The 15436-nt window shown below is 71.7% G+C and carries 13 protein-coding genes; 4 read left to right on the top strand and 9 right to left on the bottom strand.

The annotated features are described in order from the left end of the window. Positions 1 to 48: 48 nt before the first annotated feature. Positions 49 to 1305, top strand: coding sequence for a lytic transglycosylase domain-containing protein (locus ADK41_RS23850; protein ID WP_030817997.1), 1257 nt, complete (start codon positions 49 to 51; stop codon positions 1303 to 1305). 225 nt (positions 1306 to 1530) lie between these two features. After that, the gene (locus ADK41_RS23845; RefSeq protein ID WP_030817994.1) at positions 1531 to 2094 is read left to right on the top strand and encodes a hypothetical protein; all 564 of its coding nucleotides are present in this window, start codon (positions 1531 to 1533) and stop codon (positions 2092 to 2094) included. A 7-nt stretch (positions 2095 to 2101) separates the two neighbouring features. Here ADK41_RS23845 and ADK41_RS23840 read toward each other — a convergent pair whose 3' ends face one another. The 8 genes from ADK41_RS23840 to ADK41_RS23805 form a co-directional block, all read right to left on the bottom strand. Continuing rightward, positions 2102 to 3904, bottom strand: coding sequence for a pyridoxal phosphate-dependent aminotransferase (locus ADK41_RS23840; RefSeq protein WP_030817990.1), 1803 nt, complete (start codon positions 3902 to 3904; stop codon positions 2102 to 2104). A gap of 158 nt (positions 3905 to 4062) precedes the next feature. Beyond that, complete coding sequence (locus ADK41_RS23835; RefSeq protein WP_030817987.1) at positions 4063 to 5217, bottom strand: aldose epimerase family protein; 1155 nt, start codon at positions 5215 to 5217, stop codon at positions 4063 to 4065. A gap of 55 nt (positions 5218 to 5272) precedes the next feature. Then, positions 5273 to 6520, bottom strand: a complete 1248-nt coding sequence (mmsB, locus tag ADK41_RS23830) for a multiple monosaccharide ABC transporter permease (protein WP_030817983.1) — start codon at positions 6518 to 6520, stop codon at positions 5273 to 5275. Next, on the bottom strand, positions 6517 to 8067 hold the full coding sequence (gene mmsA, locus ADK41_RS23825) for a multiple monosaccharide ABC transporter ATP-binding protein (protein WP_030817980.1): 1551 nt from the start codon (positions 8065 to 8067) through the stop codon (positions 6517 to 6519). Before mmsA ends, mmsB begins: the two co-directional genes overlap by 4 nt. Before the next feature lie 32 nt (positions 8068 to 8099). Further along, a complete protein-coding gene (gene chvE / locus ADK41_RS23820; protein ID WP_030817977.1) occupies positions 8100 to 9209 on the bottom strand; it encodes a multiple monosaccharide ABC transporter substrate-binding protein in 1110 nt (369 codons plus the stop codon). A 140-nt stretch (positions 9210 to 9349) separates the two neighbouring features. Continuing rightward, positions 9350 to 10318 carry a hypothetical protein gene (locus ADK41_RS23815; RefSeq protein ID WP_030817974.1) on the bottom strand — a complete coding sequence of 323 codons (969 nt, stop codon included), beginning with the start codon at positions 10316 to 10318 and terminating at the stop codon, positions 9350 to 9352. 123 nt (positions 10319 to 10441) lie between these two features. After that, positions 10442 to 11446, bottom strand: coding sequence for a zinc-dependent alcohol dehydrogenase (locus tag ADK41_RS23810; RefSeq protein WP_030817970.1), 1005 nt, complete (start codon positions 11444 to 11446; stop codon positions 10442 to 10444). A gap of 25 nt (positions 11447 to 11471) precedes the next feature. Further along, positions 11472 to 12635, bottom strand: coding sequence for a mandelate racemase/muconate lactonizing enzyme family protein (locus ADK41_RS23805; protein ID WP_030817967.1), 1164 nt, complete (start codon positions 12633 to 12635; stop codon positions 11472 to 11474). Between the two features lie 241 nt (positions 12636 to 12876). Between ADK41_RS23805 and ADK41_RS23800 the strand changes: the two genes are divergently transcribed. Further along, a complete protein-coding gene (locus ADK41_RS23800; RefSeq protein WP_030817963.1) occupies positions 12877 to 13671 on the top strand; it encodes an SCO2400 family protein in 795 nt (264 codons plus the stop codon). 202 nt (positions 13672 to 13873) lie between these two features. On the opposite strand, the gene ADK41_RS23795 is transcribed toward ADK41_RS23800, so the two are convergent. Further along, complete coding sequence (locus ADK41_RS23795; RefSeq protein ID WP_030817960.1) at positions 13874 to 14311, bottom strand: MarR family winged helix-turn-helix transcriptional regulator; 438 nt, start codon at positions 14309 to 14311, stop codon at positions 13874 to 13876. Between the two features lie 93 nt (positions 14312 to 14404). Between ADK41_RS23795 and ADK41_RS23790 the strand changes: the two genes are divergently transcribed. Further along, a complete protein-coding gene (locus ADK41_RS23790; protein WP_030817957.1) occupies positions 14405 to 15424 on the top strand; it encodes an NADP-dependent oxidoreductase in 1020 nt (339 codons plus the stop codon). The last annotated feature ends 12 nt before the right edge of the window (positions 15425 to 15436 follow it).

Genomic DNA, 15436 nt, shown 5'->3' with positions numbered 1-15436 from the left:
CGGACCCCACGGGCGTGACCGCCCCCGCATCCGACAGGAGTGACAGCCATGCCCGTACGCCGCGCACGACGTCCGCGCACCGGCCGGACCCGCAGGGGACTGCGGACGACCGCCGTCACCGTGGCGGCCATGGCGGCCCTCACGGCCTCCCGGGCCCCCGGACTCGTCGGGGACGCGCGGGACGCCCACGCCGCCCCGCCCGCCGACGACGCGCGCGGCACGGCGGCGGGCGCCCCGTACGCCGATCCCGCTCCGCCCGGTGACGGCTCCTACCACACCGAACTCCCGCCCCTGGCGACCCCGGACGCCGCCTCGGTCGCCCCGGCGCTCGTGCGGGACCTCCGCTCCCAGTCGGGCATCCCGGCCACCGTGCTGCGCGCCTACCGCGCCGCCGAGGCCTCGGTCGGCAGGACGGATCCCGGCTGCCGGCTGCCCTGGGAGCTGCTCGCGGCGATCGGCAAGGTCGAGTCCGGCCAGGCGCGCGGCGGCGCGGTCGACCGGAACGGCACCACGCGGGGCCGGATCACCGGGCCACCGCTCGACGGCCGGGGGTTCGCCCTGATCCGGGACACGGACGGGGGCGTCCACGACGGTGACACGGTCTACGACCGCGCGGTGGGACCGATGCAGTTCCTGCCGTCCACCTGGGCCCGCTGGGGCGCGGACGGCAACGGCGACGGCCGCGCCGACCCGAACAACGTCTTCGACGCGGCCCTGGCGGCCGGCCACTACCTGTGCGCGGGCGACCGGGACCTGGGCCGGGCCGCGGACCTGGACCGGGCGGTCCTCGGCTACAACCACTCGCGCCCCTACCTGAGGCTGGTCAGGTACTGGCTGGACTTCTACAGCCGGGGGGTCCACACCGTCCCCGACGGCGAGGGCGTCATCCCGAGGAGTCCCGGCGCGGGCGGCGCCACCCCGGCGACCGGGCCCGCCGACGACGGGAACGGCGGCAACGGCGGAAAGGGGAACGGGAACAAGGGCGGGGGCATCGTCATCGGTCCCGACCCGAGCACGCCGGGCAGCCCCCGGCCGTCTCCGTCGCCCTCCGCCCCGACGCCGTCCCCGTCGCCGTCCTCCCCGTCCCCGGAGCCCTCCCCGACGGCTCCTCCGACGAGCCAGGAGCCCTCGCAGCCGCCCGGCGAGTCCCCCACGGAGACCCCGTCGCCGGACCCGACGGACCCGAGCCCGACGCCCACCGACCCGGACGACTGCTCCGCGGAGCCCGCGCCCCCGTCCCCCGGCCCCACCGCCTCCCCGACCGCCTCGCCCTGCCCGTCCCCGACGGCCACCGCGTCCGGCTGAAGGGGGCCCGGAGGGGACCGGTGTCGAGAGGGGCCGCGCGGGCGGCCTCCTTCGGCGGCTCCGTGACGACACCCACCGGCTGGTGAACGTCGCCACCGGAAGGGTGTTGGATGGGGAGAGCCGTTTCTCCGCCGACGGCGCCGGCCTCCAGCAGTGGTCCCATGGTCGCCGGCGGTGGAGGCTCGGCCCGGCGCAGGGCACGGGGCAGGAGGGCGAGTGGGGCGGATGGATCTGGACACGCTGGTCGACAGGGCGCGGGACGCCTTGCACGCGGGCGGGGAGGAGGCCGACGTGTGCGCCGGTCTCGTCCGGGCCACCGGCGATCCGCGCGCCGCCGCACTCGCCACCTGTTTGGCCCTGGGGATCACGCGGACCGAGGCCGAGCGGCGGCTGGCGACGGAGGAGGCGGCGGGCGCCTTCGACGGGACGGGCCCCGGCGGTGAGGAGGTCCTCGCCCTCCTGCTCCAGGCCGGGGGCGTCTTCGTCGTCGACCGCCGGCTCGACGCGCACGAGCAGCGGATACGGGACCTGCTGGGCGCGGCGTGCACGGCGTACGGGGCGGGCCTTCCGAGCGGGTTCGCCGTCAGCCTGTCGCGGTGGTTCCGCGCCGGTGAGCTCGCCCGGGCCTACCGGGGGCTCGCCTCGCGGCAGCGGGTCAGGGACGACGGCGATCCCGCCGCCTACTGGTCGGCCCTCGTCGCCGCCGGGGAACTCCTGCCGGAGGGCGACGGGATCGAGGAGGCGCGGGAGCGCTGCCGCCGGATGGCGGAGCGGCACCCCGCCCCCTGAGGAGGGTTCAGCCCACCTGGCCCATCCCCGCCGCGTCGGGCCAGGCGGTCTGCGGTCCCGGCCAGCCCGTCGCCGGGGCCGCGGAGAGGCCGTCGGTGCCCCTGACCTGGGCGGCCGTCAGGCCGCCGCGGGCGGGGACGCCGGGCGGGGTGAGGCCGGCGGGCGGCGTCTGCACCGGGTACGCCGCCGCGGCGGGCATCGGCGCCTGTGTCACCTGTGCCGCCTGCGCCACGGGCGCGAGCGGCTGCGCGGGCTGCGGGAGCGGCTCCGGAACCTGCGGGGGCACGGGCTGCGCCACGGGCGGGGGGACGGGCCGCGGGACCTCCTGCGGTGCGGGCTGCGGCACGAACTGCGGTACGGGCTGCGGTACCGGCTGAGCGATCGGCTGAGGCACCCCCGGCACCCCCGGCACCCCGGCCCCGGCCCCCGTCCCGCCCCCCGTCACCACCGAGGCGGCGGCCGGCGCCGGCATCCCGCCGCCCGCGCCCACCGCCGGTGCGGACGCGGCGGCGGGGAGCGGCATGCCGGTGCCGACGGACGGAGCGGCGGCGAGCCCCGGGGCGCCGGCGCCGGCGGCCTGAGCGGCGAGCCCCCGCATGCCCGCCCCGTTGGTCTGGCTCACCAGGCGGTCCACGGCCGCCGTGCCCGAGCTGTAGCCGGTCCCCGTAGCCTGCTCGGGCGCGGCGGCTCCCCTCCTGGACGTCCCGTAGAGCACCTGTTCCAGGCCGGACACCAGGCGGCGCACGTCCACCTGGGGGCGTACCACGAGACGCAGGAAGCGGCTGGAGGAGCCGATCTTGTTGCCGCACTCGCGGACCAGGATCCGGTGCTCGGTGAGCATCCGGTCCCGGACCACGGTGCCCTCGGCGCCCACGGGGAGGCGCACGAAGAGGAAGTTGCCCTGGGACGGGTAGACCGTCAGTCCGGGCAGCGAGGAGAGCTGGCCGGACATGTCCATCCGGTCGCGGCGCACCTGGTGCAGGCTCCGGGCGTATTCGGCGCCGTGCTCCTTCAGCATGAACACCACGTGCTCGGCGAAGGAGTTGAGGTTCCACTTGGGGAGCATCGAGCGGATCTTCCCCGCGAGCGCGGGGTTGGCGACCAGGTAGCCGAAGCGGATGCCGTGCAGGCCGAAGTTCTTGCCGAGGCTGCGCAGCACGATGACGTTGGGGCGCAGCATCGCCTCCTGCACCACGCTCGGCTCGTTCTCCGCGTCGGCGAACTCCAGGAAGGACTCGTCGATCACCACCAGGTCCAGGTCGGCCATGGCGTCCATGAACTGCACGACCGCGTGCTTGTGCAGGAAGCCGCCGTCGGGGTTGTTGGGGTTGCAGATCACCGCCACCCGGGTGCCCCTGGCCCGTATGAACTCGGCGTACTGGGCGAGGTCGAGGGCGAAGCCGCCGGCCTCCTGGAGGGGGAACATGTCGACCCGTTTGCCGGTCTCCATGGGCTGGTCGGTCCAGCGGCCGAAGGTGGGGACCGGGACGGCGAGGGACTCACGGACCAGGAGGTGGTCGATCCAGGTGATCAGCTCCGTGGAGCCGTTGCCCATCGCCACGCACTGCGGCGGCAGCTGGAGCAGGCCGCACAGTTCGGCCGTGATGGTGTCGGCGCTGCTCGGGTAGTACGTGACGATGTCGCGCAGCCGGCCCGCCAGGTCCTCGAACATGGCGGGGGTGGGGAAGTACGGGTTGCAGGGGATGCAGAAGTCCACCGGGCCGGCCCCGTCGCTCTCCCGTGTCAGCGCCGCCATCGACGGGCTGTGCGCCGCGGTGCTGCGGAACAACGAGGTGACGTTGTCGGCCATGGATCCTCCGTGTGCGACGGGCCCGTCGGGGAGGGGGCCGGGCCCGTCATGCCTGGGTGGCCCGTGCGGGGGAGCACGGGCCACCCGGGAGTACGGAGCGGGGCGCGCCGCCGTTCAGCTCATGTGAGGAAAATGTGACGGCGGCGGTCCTCCGGGGCTCATGCCCCGAACGAATGGACCGTCGTCGTCCGGTACGTCTGCCCCGGCCGCAGCACGGTCGACGGGAACGACGGCTGGTTCGGCGCGTCCGGGAAGTGCTGGGTCTCCAGGCACAGCCCGTCGCCCTGCCGGTAGACCCGGCCGCCGGTGCCGACCAGGGTGCCGTCGAGGAAGTTGCCGGAGTAGAACTGCAGGCCCGGCTCGTTCGTCGCGATGCTCAGCGTGCGGCCGGAGGACGGGTCGCGCAAGCGAGCGACCTGCTCGGGACGGCGGGTGATGCCCTTGTCGAGCACCCAGTTGTGGTCGAAGCCCTGCCCGTACAGCACCTGCTGGTGAGCGGTGCGGATGTCCCGGCCGATCGGCTTGGGCCGGCGGAAGTCGAAGGGGGTGGCCGCGACCCGCGCCAGTTCGCCCGTGGGGATCAGCCCCGAGTCGACCGGCGTGTAGCGGGAGGCGGCGATGGACAGCTCGTGGTCGTATATGGAGCCGCTGCCCTCGCCGGCGAGGTTCCAGTAGACGTGGCTGGTGAGGTTGACGACGGTGGCCTTGTCGGTGGTGGCCTCGTAGTCGACGCGCCAGTCGCCGCCGCGGGTGAGGGTGTACGTGACCTTCGCGCGCAGCGTGCCCGGGTAGCCCATCTCGCCGTCGACGCTCGTGTGGTACAGGTACAGGCCGACGTCGGAGCCCCGGGTGAACGGCTCGACGTCCCAGACCCGCTTGTCGAAGCCCTGGGCCCCGCCGTGCAGGCTGTTCTCGCCGTCGTTGACGGAGAGCTGGTACTGCTTCCCGTCGAGGGTGAAGCGGCCCTGGTCGATGCGGTTGCCGTAGCGGCCGATCAGGGCGCCGAAGTAGGGGCTGGAGGCGACGTACTCCTCGACGGTGCCGAAGCCGAGGGAGACGTTGGCGTACCGGCCGCGGCGGTCGGGGATCTCCAGGGACTGGACGACGCCGCCGTAGGAGAGGACCTTCATCCGGGTGCCGCCGTTCTCCAGCGACCAGCTGTGGACCTTGGTGCCGTCCGCGAGCCTGCCGAAGAGCGACTTCACCGGCTTCCCCCTGCCCGGCGAGGCGTGCGCCGTCCCGCCGAGGGCGGTGGTGGCGGCGACACCGGCCGCCGCGGCTCCTGCGATGACCGTGCGTCTGTTCAGTTCCATCCGTGCGGCTCCCGAAAAGGAAGGGGCCCCGCCTTCCGGCGGGGCCCGAGCTGACTTACGAACCGGACTTGCGCTTGTTCCACACGTCGAAGCCGACCGCGGCCAGCAGGACCAGGCCCTTGATGACCTGCTGCCAGTCGGTGCCGATGCCGACGAGGTTCATGCCGTTGTTCAGCACGCCCAGGACCAGACCGCCGATGATCGCGCCGAGGACCGTGCCGACGCCGCCGCTCATCGACGCGCCGCCGATGAACGAGGCGGCGATGGCCTCCAGCTCGAAGTTGAGGCCGGCCTTGGGAGAGGCCGCGTTGAAGCGGGCGGCGAACACCAGACCCGCCAGGGCCGCGAGCATGCCCATGTTCAGGAAGACCAGGAAGGTGACCTTCTTGTCCCGCACACCCGACAGCTTGGCCGCGGGCAGGTTGCCGCCGATGGCGTAGATGTGGCGGCCGACGACGGCGTTGCGCATCACGTAGCCGAAGCCGACGAGCAGCGCGCCGAGGATCAGCAGCACGATCGGGGCGCCCTTGTAGCTGGCCAGCAGCATCGTCACGACGAGGATGGCGGCGCCGAGCGCGACGAGCTTCAGCAGGAACAGCTTGGCGGGGAGGACCTCGAGGTCGAACTCCTTCTGGCGGCGGCGGTCGCGGACCTCCTGGAGGACCACGAGCGCGATCAGTCCGATGCCGAGGAGCAGGGTGAGGTTGTGGTAGTTGGTCTCCGGGCCGACCTCCGGCATGAAGCCGTTGGCGACCGTCTGCAGACCCTTGGGGAACGGGCCGAGGGTCTGGCCCTCCAGGAAGATCTCGGTGAGACCGCGGAAGGTCAGCATGCCCGCGAGGGTCACGATGAACGACGGTATGCCGCCGTAGGCGATGAACCAGCCCTGTATCGCGCCGGCCAGCGCGCCCACGGCCAGGCAGAGGATCACCGCGACCGGCCACGGCAGGTCGTTCTTCACCATGAAGACGGCGGCCATCGAGCCGACGAACGCCGTCAGCGAACCGACCGACAGGTCGATGTGGCCCGCGATGATGACCAGCATCATGCCGATCGCGAGGATCAGGATGTAGCTGTTCTGCAGCACCAGGTTGGACACGTTGCGCGGCAGCAGCAGGTCGCCGTCGGTCCACACCGCGAAGAGCGCCACGATGAGGCCGAGGGCGATCAGCATGCCGTACTGGCGCATGTTGCGGCGCATGCCGTCCAGCATCAGCTGGAGCAGGCCGTCACCGCCGCCCGCCCCGTTCCCGCCCGGCGGCGCGGCCGCCGGGGTCTTGTCGGTGACTTCGGTGCTGCTCATCGGGATACCTCTTTGTCCTTCGTCATCTGACGCATCAGCGATTCCTGGGATGCCTCGGCCCGCGAGAACTCACCGGTCAGCCTTCCTGCGGCCATCGTGTAGATGCGGTCGCACATGCCGAGCAGTTCCGGCAGCTCGGAGGAGATGAAGACGACCGCCTTGCCCTCGGCGGCCAGTTTGTCGATGACCGTGTAGATCTCGTACTTGGCGCCGACGTCGATGCCGCGCGTCGGCTCGTCGAGGATCAGCACGTCCGGACCCGCGAAGATCCACTTGCTGAGCACGACCTTCTGCTGGTTGCCGCCGGACAGCTTGCCCACCGGCTCGAACACCGTCGGGGCCTTGATGTTCATCGACTTCCGGAAGCGCTCGGAGACCTGCCGCTCCTCGTGCTCGTCCACCACACCGCGCCTGGCCACCTTCTTCAGGGCGCTGAGCGAGATGTTGCGGTTGATGGTGTCGATGAGGTTCAGGCCGAAGTGCTTGCGGTCCTCGGTGACGTACGCGATGCCGTGCGCCACCGCCTCGGGGACGGTCTTCGTACGGATCTCCGTGCCGTCCTTGAGGACCGTGCCGGCGGCGTACCGGCCGTAGGTGCGGCCGAAGATGCTCATCGCGAGCTCCGTGCGGCCCGCGCCCATCAGGCCGGCGATGCCGACGATCTCACCGCGCCGCACCTCGAGGGACACGTCGTCGACGACCTTGCGCTGCTGGTCGATCGGGTGGTGCACGGTCCAGTTGCGGACCTCCAGGGCCGGGGCGGCGCCCTCCTCGGGCCGGTGCGGGGAGCGCTCCGGGAAGCGGTGCTCCAGGTCGCGGCCGACCATGCCGGAGATGATCCGGTCCTCGCTGGTCTCCGCGGCCTTCACGTCGAGCGTCTCGATGGTCCGCCCGTCCCGCAGGATCGTCACCGAGTCGGCGACCTTGCGGATCTCGTTGAGCTTGTGGGAGATGATGATCGAGGTGATGCCCTGTTCCTTCAACTCCAGGATCAGATCGAGGAGCTTGTCGCTGTCCTCGTCGTTCAGGGCAGCGGTCGGCTCATCCAGGATGAGCAGCTTCACCTTCTTCGAGAGCGCCTTCGCGATCTCCACCAGCTGCTGCTTGCCCACGCCGATGTCGGCGACGCGGGTGTCCGGGTGGTCGGACAGACCGACCCGGCGCAGCAGTTCGGTGGCGTGCTTGAGGGTGGCGTTCCAGTTGATGAACCCGCGCGTGGCGTGCTCATTGCCGAGGAAGATGTTCTCGGCGAGGGAGAGGAACGGCGACAGCGCCAGTTCCTGGTGGATGATGACGATGCCGCGCTGCTCGCTGGCCCGGATGTCCTTGAACTCGCAGGGCTCCCCCTCGAAGAGGATGTCCCCCTCGTAACTGCCGTGCGGGTGGACGCCGGAGAGGACCTTCATGAGGGTCGACTTGCCGGCGCCGTTCTCACCGCAGATGGCGTGGACCTCGCCCTTCCGGACGGTCAGCGTGACGTCCGACAGCGCCTTGACGCCGGGAAAGGTCTTGACGATCGAGCGCATTTCCAGGACGGGTCCCGCCATGGTCGTGCCTTCCAATCCTTGAAGGGGCCCGGTTACTTGAGCTGGTCCTCGGTGTAGTAGCCGCCGTCGACCAGGACCTGCTTGTAGTTGGACTTGTCGACGCTGACCGGCTGCAGCAGGTAGGCGGGGACGACCTTGGAGCCGTTGTCGTACGACTTGGTGTCGTTGACCTCGGGCTTCTTGTCGTCGAGAACCGCGTCGACCATGTTCGCGGCGACCTTGGCGAGCTCGCGCAGGTCCTTGAAGACGGTCTGGGTCTGCTGGCCCGAGATGATCGACTTCAGCGAGGCGACCTCGGCGTCCTGGCCGGTGACGACGGGCATGGCCTTGCTGCCGGAGCCGTAGCCGTCCGACTTCAGGGCGGACAGGATGCCGATGGAGATGCCGTCGTAGGGCGAGAGCACCGCGTCGACCCGGGCGCTGCGGTAGCTGGAGGTGAGCAGGTCGTCCATGCGCTTCTGCGCGGTGCCGCCGTCCCAGCGCAGGGTGGTGACCTGGTTGAGGTCGGTCTGCTTGGAGCGGACGACCAGCTGGCCCTTGTCCATGTACGGCTTCAGGACGTTCATCGCGCCGTTGAAGAAGTACCTGGTGTTGTTGTCGTCGTTGGAGCCGGCGAACAGCTCGATGTTGAAGGGGCCCTTCTTGCCGGCCTTCAGGCCCAGCTTGTCGACGATGTAGCCGCCCTGCAGCTCGCCGACCTTCTCGTTGTCGAAGGAGGCGTAGTAGTCGACGTTCTCCGTGCCGAGGATCAGCCGGTCGTAGGAGACGACCGGGATGTCGGCGTCCTTGGCCTGCTGCAGGACGTTGCCCAGGGACTTGTTGTCGATCGCCGCCACGATCAGGGCGTCCACACCCTGCGTGATCATGTTCTCGATCTGGGAGACCTGCTGGTCCGGGTCGTCCTCGCCGAAGACCAGCTTGGTCTTGAACCCCTTGGCCTTCAGCTCCTTCTCGACGTTGGCGCCGTCGGCGATCCAGCGCTCGGAGGACTTGGTCGGCATCGCGATGCCGACGGTGGCCCCGTCCGAACCGCCCTTGTTCTCCTCGCTGCCGCCCTCGCCGCTCTGGCCGCAGGCGGTCAGGGTGAGGGCGAGGGAGGCGGCCGAGGCGACGGCGGCGAGTGCGGCTCTGCGGTTACGCATGGTCATCATCCTTGATGTGGGTGCGGGGTCGGTCCGGACGGGCGAGACGCTTCCGGGGGAGTGAGGCAGGACACCGGGAAAGAGGTGTGTGCGATTGTGCGCGGCTGTGTCTACTTCTGTGAAGCCGAGTTTCCGGAACGTTATGACGGAATGTCGAACCGGCTCAGATCGCCCGGAAGCCGCGAACCGAGCGGCGCCATGTCGCCGTCCGCGCCGTGCCGGGCCAGCAGGTCCAGGGCCAGCCGGCCGCGCCGCACGCGCTCCTTCGCGGTCGCCAGGGTCAGCTCCCGCATGTGGTGCCCGTACGGGTAGATGCCGGGCGCCTTGGCCAGGCCGAACTTCAGGTACAGCGGGGCGCCGCGCCGGATGAGTTCGGCGACCTCGTACATCCGCACATAGCCGCCGAGGTCGTCGGGGGCCTCGATGTACATGTCCATCGGCGTGGCCGAAACCCGTCGTATCTCGGTGAGGTGATCGAGCGTCAGGTCGCTGGGCACGTTGATCGAGTCCGCGCCGAGCCCTTCGTAGACCGCGAAGGAGGCCGGGTTGACCGGTCCGACGAGCGCCGAGAGCTTCAGCGTGGTGTCGGCGGGCAGCAGCCCGGCCGCACGCGCCCGGTGCAGCGTCCACAGCACGCCCTCGTCGGCGACGAGCAGGCACCCGACGCCCAGCTCCGTGGCGCGCACGGCGTCCTCGACGCAGCCGGCGACCGCGTCGTGCCCCCGGGCGCGCAGTCCGGCGCCGCCCGAGTCGGTACGGGTGGAACCGCCGATGTCCCAGGTGCCGCGCGGGCCGGTGAACAGGCAGAGCTCGATGTCGCGCTCCGCGGTGGCCTCGACCATCTCGGTGATCTCGGCGTCGGTCAGCATCCAGACACCGCTGCCCTGGCTGATCCGGTGGATCGGCACGTCGAGGCGCGAGGCCTCCTTCAGGACCACGGCCAGCGCCTCGGGCCCCTCGCACGAGGGGACCTCGGTGCGCCAGCGGCCCCCGCCGGGGAAGGTGTGCGGCGAGGCGTCGGCGGGGTCGAGGGCGGGCGCGCTCATGCCGAGCGCGGTGAGGATCTGCTCACCGGGTCTGCGGGGAGCCGTGGCGGAAGCGTCGGTCACAGGGTGTCCTTTGGTTCGGTATGTCGGACGAAGTTCGCGGCTCGGGGTGCGAGTCGGGCGGGAGGAGGGCCGGTCGTACGCCGGTACGGGGGCCGTCAGGTCGCCCCCGTACCGGCGTACGGACTAGGGACGCAGCAGGACCTTGCCCACCTTCGGATCGCCTGACCCCACCAGCTCGATGGCCTGCGGGAACTCGGCGAGCGGCAGCTCGTGGCTCACCAGCGGCAGCGGATCGAGCAGCCCGGCGGCGAACACCCGCACGGTGTGCGCCCAGGCGTCCGGCGGAGCGCCGAAGACGGTGTGCACCTCCAGCTGCCGTACGACCAGGTCCGTGGGGTCGAGCCCGTCGGCGCCCGGCGCCGGGATGCCGGTGAGGACCAGCCGCCCGCCGCGCCGCAGCAGCGAGGCCGCGGTGCGGGCCGCGTCCGCGGACCCGGCGGTCTCGATCACCACGTCGAAGTCGTCCGGGAGCGCCTGGTCCTTGGTGCGGAAGTCGGTGGCCCCGTACTGCCGGGCCAGCGCCTCGCGGTCGCCCCGGGAACCCACCACCAGCAGCTCGGCAGGGGAGCCCGCCCGCAGGAACTGCACGGCGAACATCCCCAGCGTGCCGGTGCCGACCACCGCGACCCGCTCGCCGGGCACGGCGTTCGCCTTCAGCGCGGCGGCGGCGATGCAGGCGGCCGGCTCCAGCAGCGCGGCGGCGCTCAGGTCGGCGTCGTCCGGGAGGACGTGCAGCAGCCGGGCCGGGAGGGTCAGCGTGGCGGCCATGGCGCCCGGCTGGGTGAAGCCGGTCTCCTCGTAGCCCGCCGAGCACAGCGTCGTCTCACCGGCGTGACAGCGGTCGCAGACCTGGCAGTTGCGGAAGCCCTCGCCGACCACCTTGCGGCCGACCAGCGCGGCGGGCACGCCCGCGCCCACCCGCTCCACGGTCCCGGACCACTCGTGGCCCGGGGTGAGCGGGTACCGCACGTACCCCTCGGGCCGGTTGCCCTGGTACACCTCGCGGTCGCTGCCGCAGATGCCCGAGGCGTGCACCCGGACCAGGGCCTCGCCCGCACCGGGCTCGCGCGGCTCGTGTGGGACCAGGCGGTGCTCGCCGGGGCCCTCGATGACGACCTGGGTGCTCATCGCGTCCCTCCCGGGCGGCCCGCGCTCACTTGGCGCCCTTGGGCTTGCGCGTCTCCCAGCCCTCGGCCCACAGGTCGAACCGGGCCTGCTGCTGCGGGAACTCGGCCGCCGCGTCGACGTCCAGCTCCACGCCGAGGCCGGGGGCGTCGGAGAGGTGGAAGCAGCCGTCCTCCGGGTTCACCTGGGGCGCGCCCTTGACCACCTTCTTGATCTCCGCGTCCGCGAAGTCGTTGAAGTGCTCCAGGATCTTGAAGTTCGGCGAGGTGAAGCCGACCTGGAGGGACGCGGCGGTGAGCACGGGGCCGCCGACGTTGTGCGGGGCGACCAGCATGTAGTGGGTCTCGGCGGTCGCGGCGAGCTTGCGGGTCTCCCAGATGCCGCCGATGTGGCCGACGTCCGGCTGGATGATGTCGACGGCCTGGCTCTCGAAGAGCTCGCGGAACTCGATTCGGTCGTGGATGCGCTCACCGGTGGCGAGGGGCATGTCGACCTTCGCGGCGACCTTCTCCAGCGCCTTGAGGTTCTCCGGCGGAACCGGCTCCTCCAGCCAGGCCGGCTTGAACGGCGCCAGCTCGTGCGCGAGGCGCACGGCGGTGGCGGGGGAGAAGCGGCCGTGCATCTCCAGCATCAGCTCGGCGTCGGGGCCGATGGCGTCGCGGACCGCCTCGATCAGGGAGACCGCGTACAGGCTCTGCTGGTGGTCGAGCTCGAAGTGGCCGGTGCCGAAGGGGTCGATCTTGAGCGCCCGGTAGCCGCGCTCCATCACCGCCCGCGCGGCCTTGTGGTACGCCTCCGGGGTGCGCTCGGTGGTGTACCAGCCGTTGGCGTACGCCTTGACCTTGTCGGTGACCTTGCCGCCGAGCAGCTGCCAGACGGGCACGCCGAGGGCCTTGCCCTTGATGTCCCAGCAGGCCATCTCGACGACGGCGATACCGGACATCACGATCTCGCCGGCGCGGCCGTAGTCGCCGTACTTCATCCGGCGGACCAGGTCCTCGACAGCGAACGGGTCGGAGCCGAGAATGTGGTTGACCTCGGCTTCCTTCAGGTAACCCAGGAGGGCGTCGGTGTGGCCCAGCATCCGGGTCTCGCCGACTCCGGTGATGCCCTCGTCGGTGTGCACCTGGACGTACGTCAGGTTGCGCCACGGCGTCCCGACCACGTGTGTGCTGATTCCGGTGATGCGCACGGCAGTTAGCCCCTCGCTGTGATGGTGGACCTTGTCGTCGGTGTCCGCAGTTCGACACGTTCGATATTTCGTCATGCGTTCGAAATGCTGGCGTGACAGTAAGGACGCGGTGGCGGGGGTGTCAATGGGTCGCGCGCATAACGGTTTCGACAGTTTTGAAACCCATGGGCACGGGTCCGCACCAAACCTTCACGTCAAGATCTATGAAGCGGGCCCGAACAGAACCTAGCCTTCCCGCGTCATGGATTTTTGCGACCCGTGCCGACGGCACCTCAATGGCGCCCTCGCCTGCCCCGGCTGCGGCACGCCGGTCGAGACGCTCCGCGCCCGGCGGCAGGAGTCCGGGGCGCCTTCGGAGCACGAGGGCGGGGCGGACGGGGCCGGCCGGGTCGGGGAGGATCCCGGCGAGTACGACGGGCCAAGCGGGCGCCGGGCGACCCGGCGGCGGAGCCGGGAGCCGGAACCGCACCGGGGTCCGGAACCGGATCCGGACGAGGCACCCGGGGCGGGGGAGAGCCGACGGGACCGCAAGGCCGCGGCGCACCGCCGCCGGCGCAACCGCGCCCTGCTGATCGTGGCCGGGTTCGTCCTCGCGGCGGGCGGACTGAGTTTCGCGGAACTCGGCCTGGACGCGCCCGGATCGAAGCCGGAGCCGGCGGCGGCCGGGGAGGAGTCGCCGGACGGCGGCTCGAAGGAGCTGAAGCCCTCCCAGTCGGCGGGCGGCGGTGCCGCGGACGCCGCGGCGCCCGGAAGGTCGCCCGGCGCGAAGCCTTCCGACTCCCCGTCGGCTTCCGGTTCCCCGGAGGCGGAGGAGTCGGGGGAGGCGGGGGAGTCGGAGGAGTCCGGGGAAGAGGAAGCCGAGGAGAGCGCGTCGTCCGCGCCCGCGGCCCCGCCCGCGGCCGACCCGACGACGGCTCCGCCGCCGGAGCCCTCGACGGAACCGGAGGCCCCGGAGCCGGACCCGACCACGGAGGAGCCCGAACCGGAACCCGAGCCCACGAAGACCTGCGACCGCTTCCTCTGGTGGTGCACCTGACCCACCCCCGCGCGCAGCCACGCCCCCGTTCCCGCAGGCAGCCGCCTGCCGCGTCAGCCACAGGCAGCCGCCTGGCCGCGTCAGCCGCGGGCAGTCGTGCCGCTGGGGCGGCACGGGTGGGCGCGACGGCACCCCGCAAGCGCCGGGCCGCGTGAACACCCCGACCCGCACCGGCGCGGGCCCCTGCCCACCGGCCGCGGAGTCACCCCAGCATCCTCCGCAACGCGTCCCGCAGCGCCACCCGCTCCCCCTCCGAAAGCCCCGCCAGCGGCTCGCGGGCGAACCGCAGCGACTCCCGCAGGCTCCGCGCCACCCGCCGCCCCTCGGCCGTCGCGGCCGCCAGCTTCACCCGCCGGTCCGTCGGATCCGGCCGCCGCTCCACCAGACCCCGCGACTCCAGCCGGTCGACGATCCCGGTGACGTTCGACGGCTCGCACTTCAGCCGCTGCGCCAGCTTCCGCATCGGAAGCGGCTCCAAGGACAGCAGACTGAGCAGCTTCGCCTGGGCACCCGTGAGGGCGTGACCGGCGGCGGCTTCCTCGTACTCCTCGTGGTAGCGGGCCACCACCGAGCCGATGAGCTCGACGACCTCCAGGGTGAGGGCGTCGGGACGGCGCGAGGCGGTGTCGGGTGTGGCCATGCGAACCAGGGTACCCGGTCGCTTGACAACCTGAAATATTCAGTCGCATGGTTGTTTCAGGTAGTGAAACATTCCGAGGAAAGGCGCCCGGCCATGACCGCCCCCACACCCCCCGCCACCGGCCGCGAATGGCATCTGCTGAGCCGTCCCGTCGGCTGGCCGAAGCCCGAGGACTTCGCCCTCGTCGAGGCGGAGGTCCCCGCCCCGGGCGAGGGACAGGTGCTCGTACGGAACGAGTACCTCTCCGTCGACCCGTACATGCGCGGCCGGATGAGCGCCGCCAAGTCCTACGTCGCCCCGTACGAGCTGGGCAAGGCCATGCAGGGCGGCGCCGTCGGCGAGGTCGTCGCCTCGAACGCCGAGGGGATCGCCGTCGGCGACCACGTCCTGCACTTCCTCGGCTGGCGCGAGTACGCCGTCGTGGACGCGAAGAACGCGGTCAAGGTGGACCCGGAGGCGGCGCCGCTCTCGACGTACCTGGGCGTGCTGGGCATGACCGGCCTCACCGCCTACGCCGGCCTGCTGCGCACCGCCGCCTTCAAGGAGGGCGACTCCGTCTTCGTGTCCGGTGCCGCGGGCGCCGTCGGCAGCCAGGTCGGGCAGCTCGCGAAGCTCAAGGGCGCCTCGCGGGTGATCGGCTCGGCCGGCTCGGACGAGAAGGTGAAGCTGCTCGTCGAGGAGTACGGCTTCGACGCCGCCTTCAACTACAAGACCGGCCCCGTGAGCGAGCAGCTGCGCGACGCCGCCCCGGACGGGATCGACGTCTACTTCGACAACGTCGGCGGCGACCACCTGGAGGCGGCCATCGGCAGCCTCAACCGGGACGGCCGCATCGCGGTCTGCGGGATGATCTCGGTCTACAACAACACCGAGCCCGCCCCCGGCCCGCGCAACCTCGCCCGGCTGATCCAGACCCGCGGCCGCATCGAGGGCTTCCTCGTCGGCGACCACTACGACCTCCAGCCGCAGTTCGTCCAGGAGGTCGGCCCCTGGGTCCGCTCGGGCGAGCTGAAGTACCGCGAGACGGTCGTCGAGGGCATCGAGAACAACCTCGAGGCGTTCCTCGGCGTCCTGCGCGGCGACAACACCGGAAAGATGATCGTCAAGCTTTGATCCGGCCGTGAC

The organism is Streptomyces caelestis (genome assembly GCF_001279005.1).
GTDB lineage: Bacteria > Actinomycetota > Actinomycetes > Streptomycetales > Streptomycetaceae > Streptomyces > Streptomyces heliomycini.
Note: the sequence above shows the minus strand (reverse complement) of the source record. Positions and strands in the feature narration are given on the sequence as shown.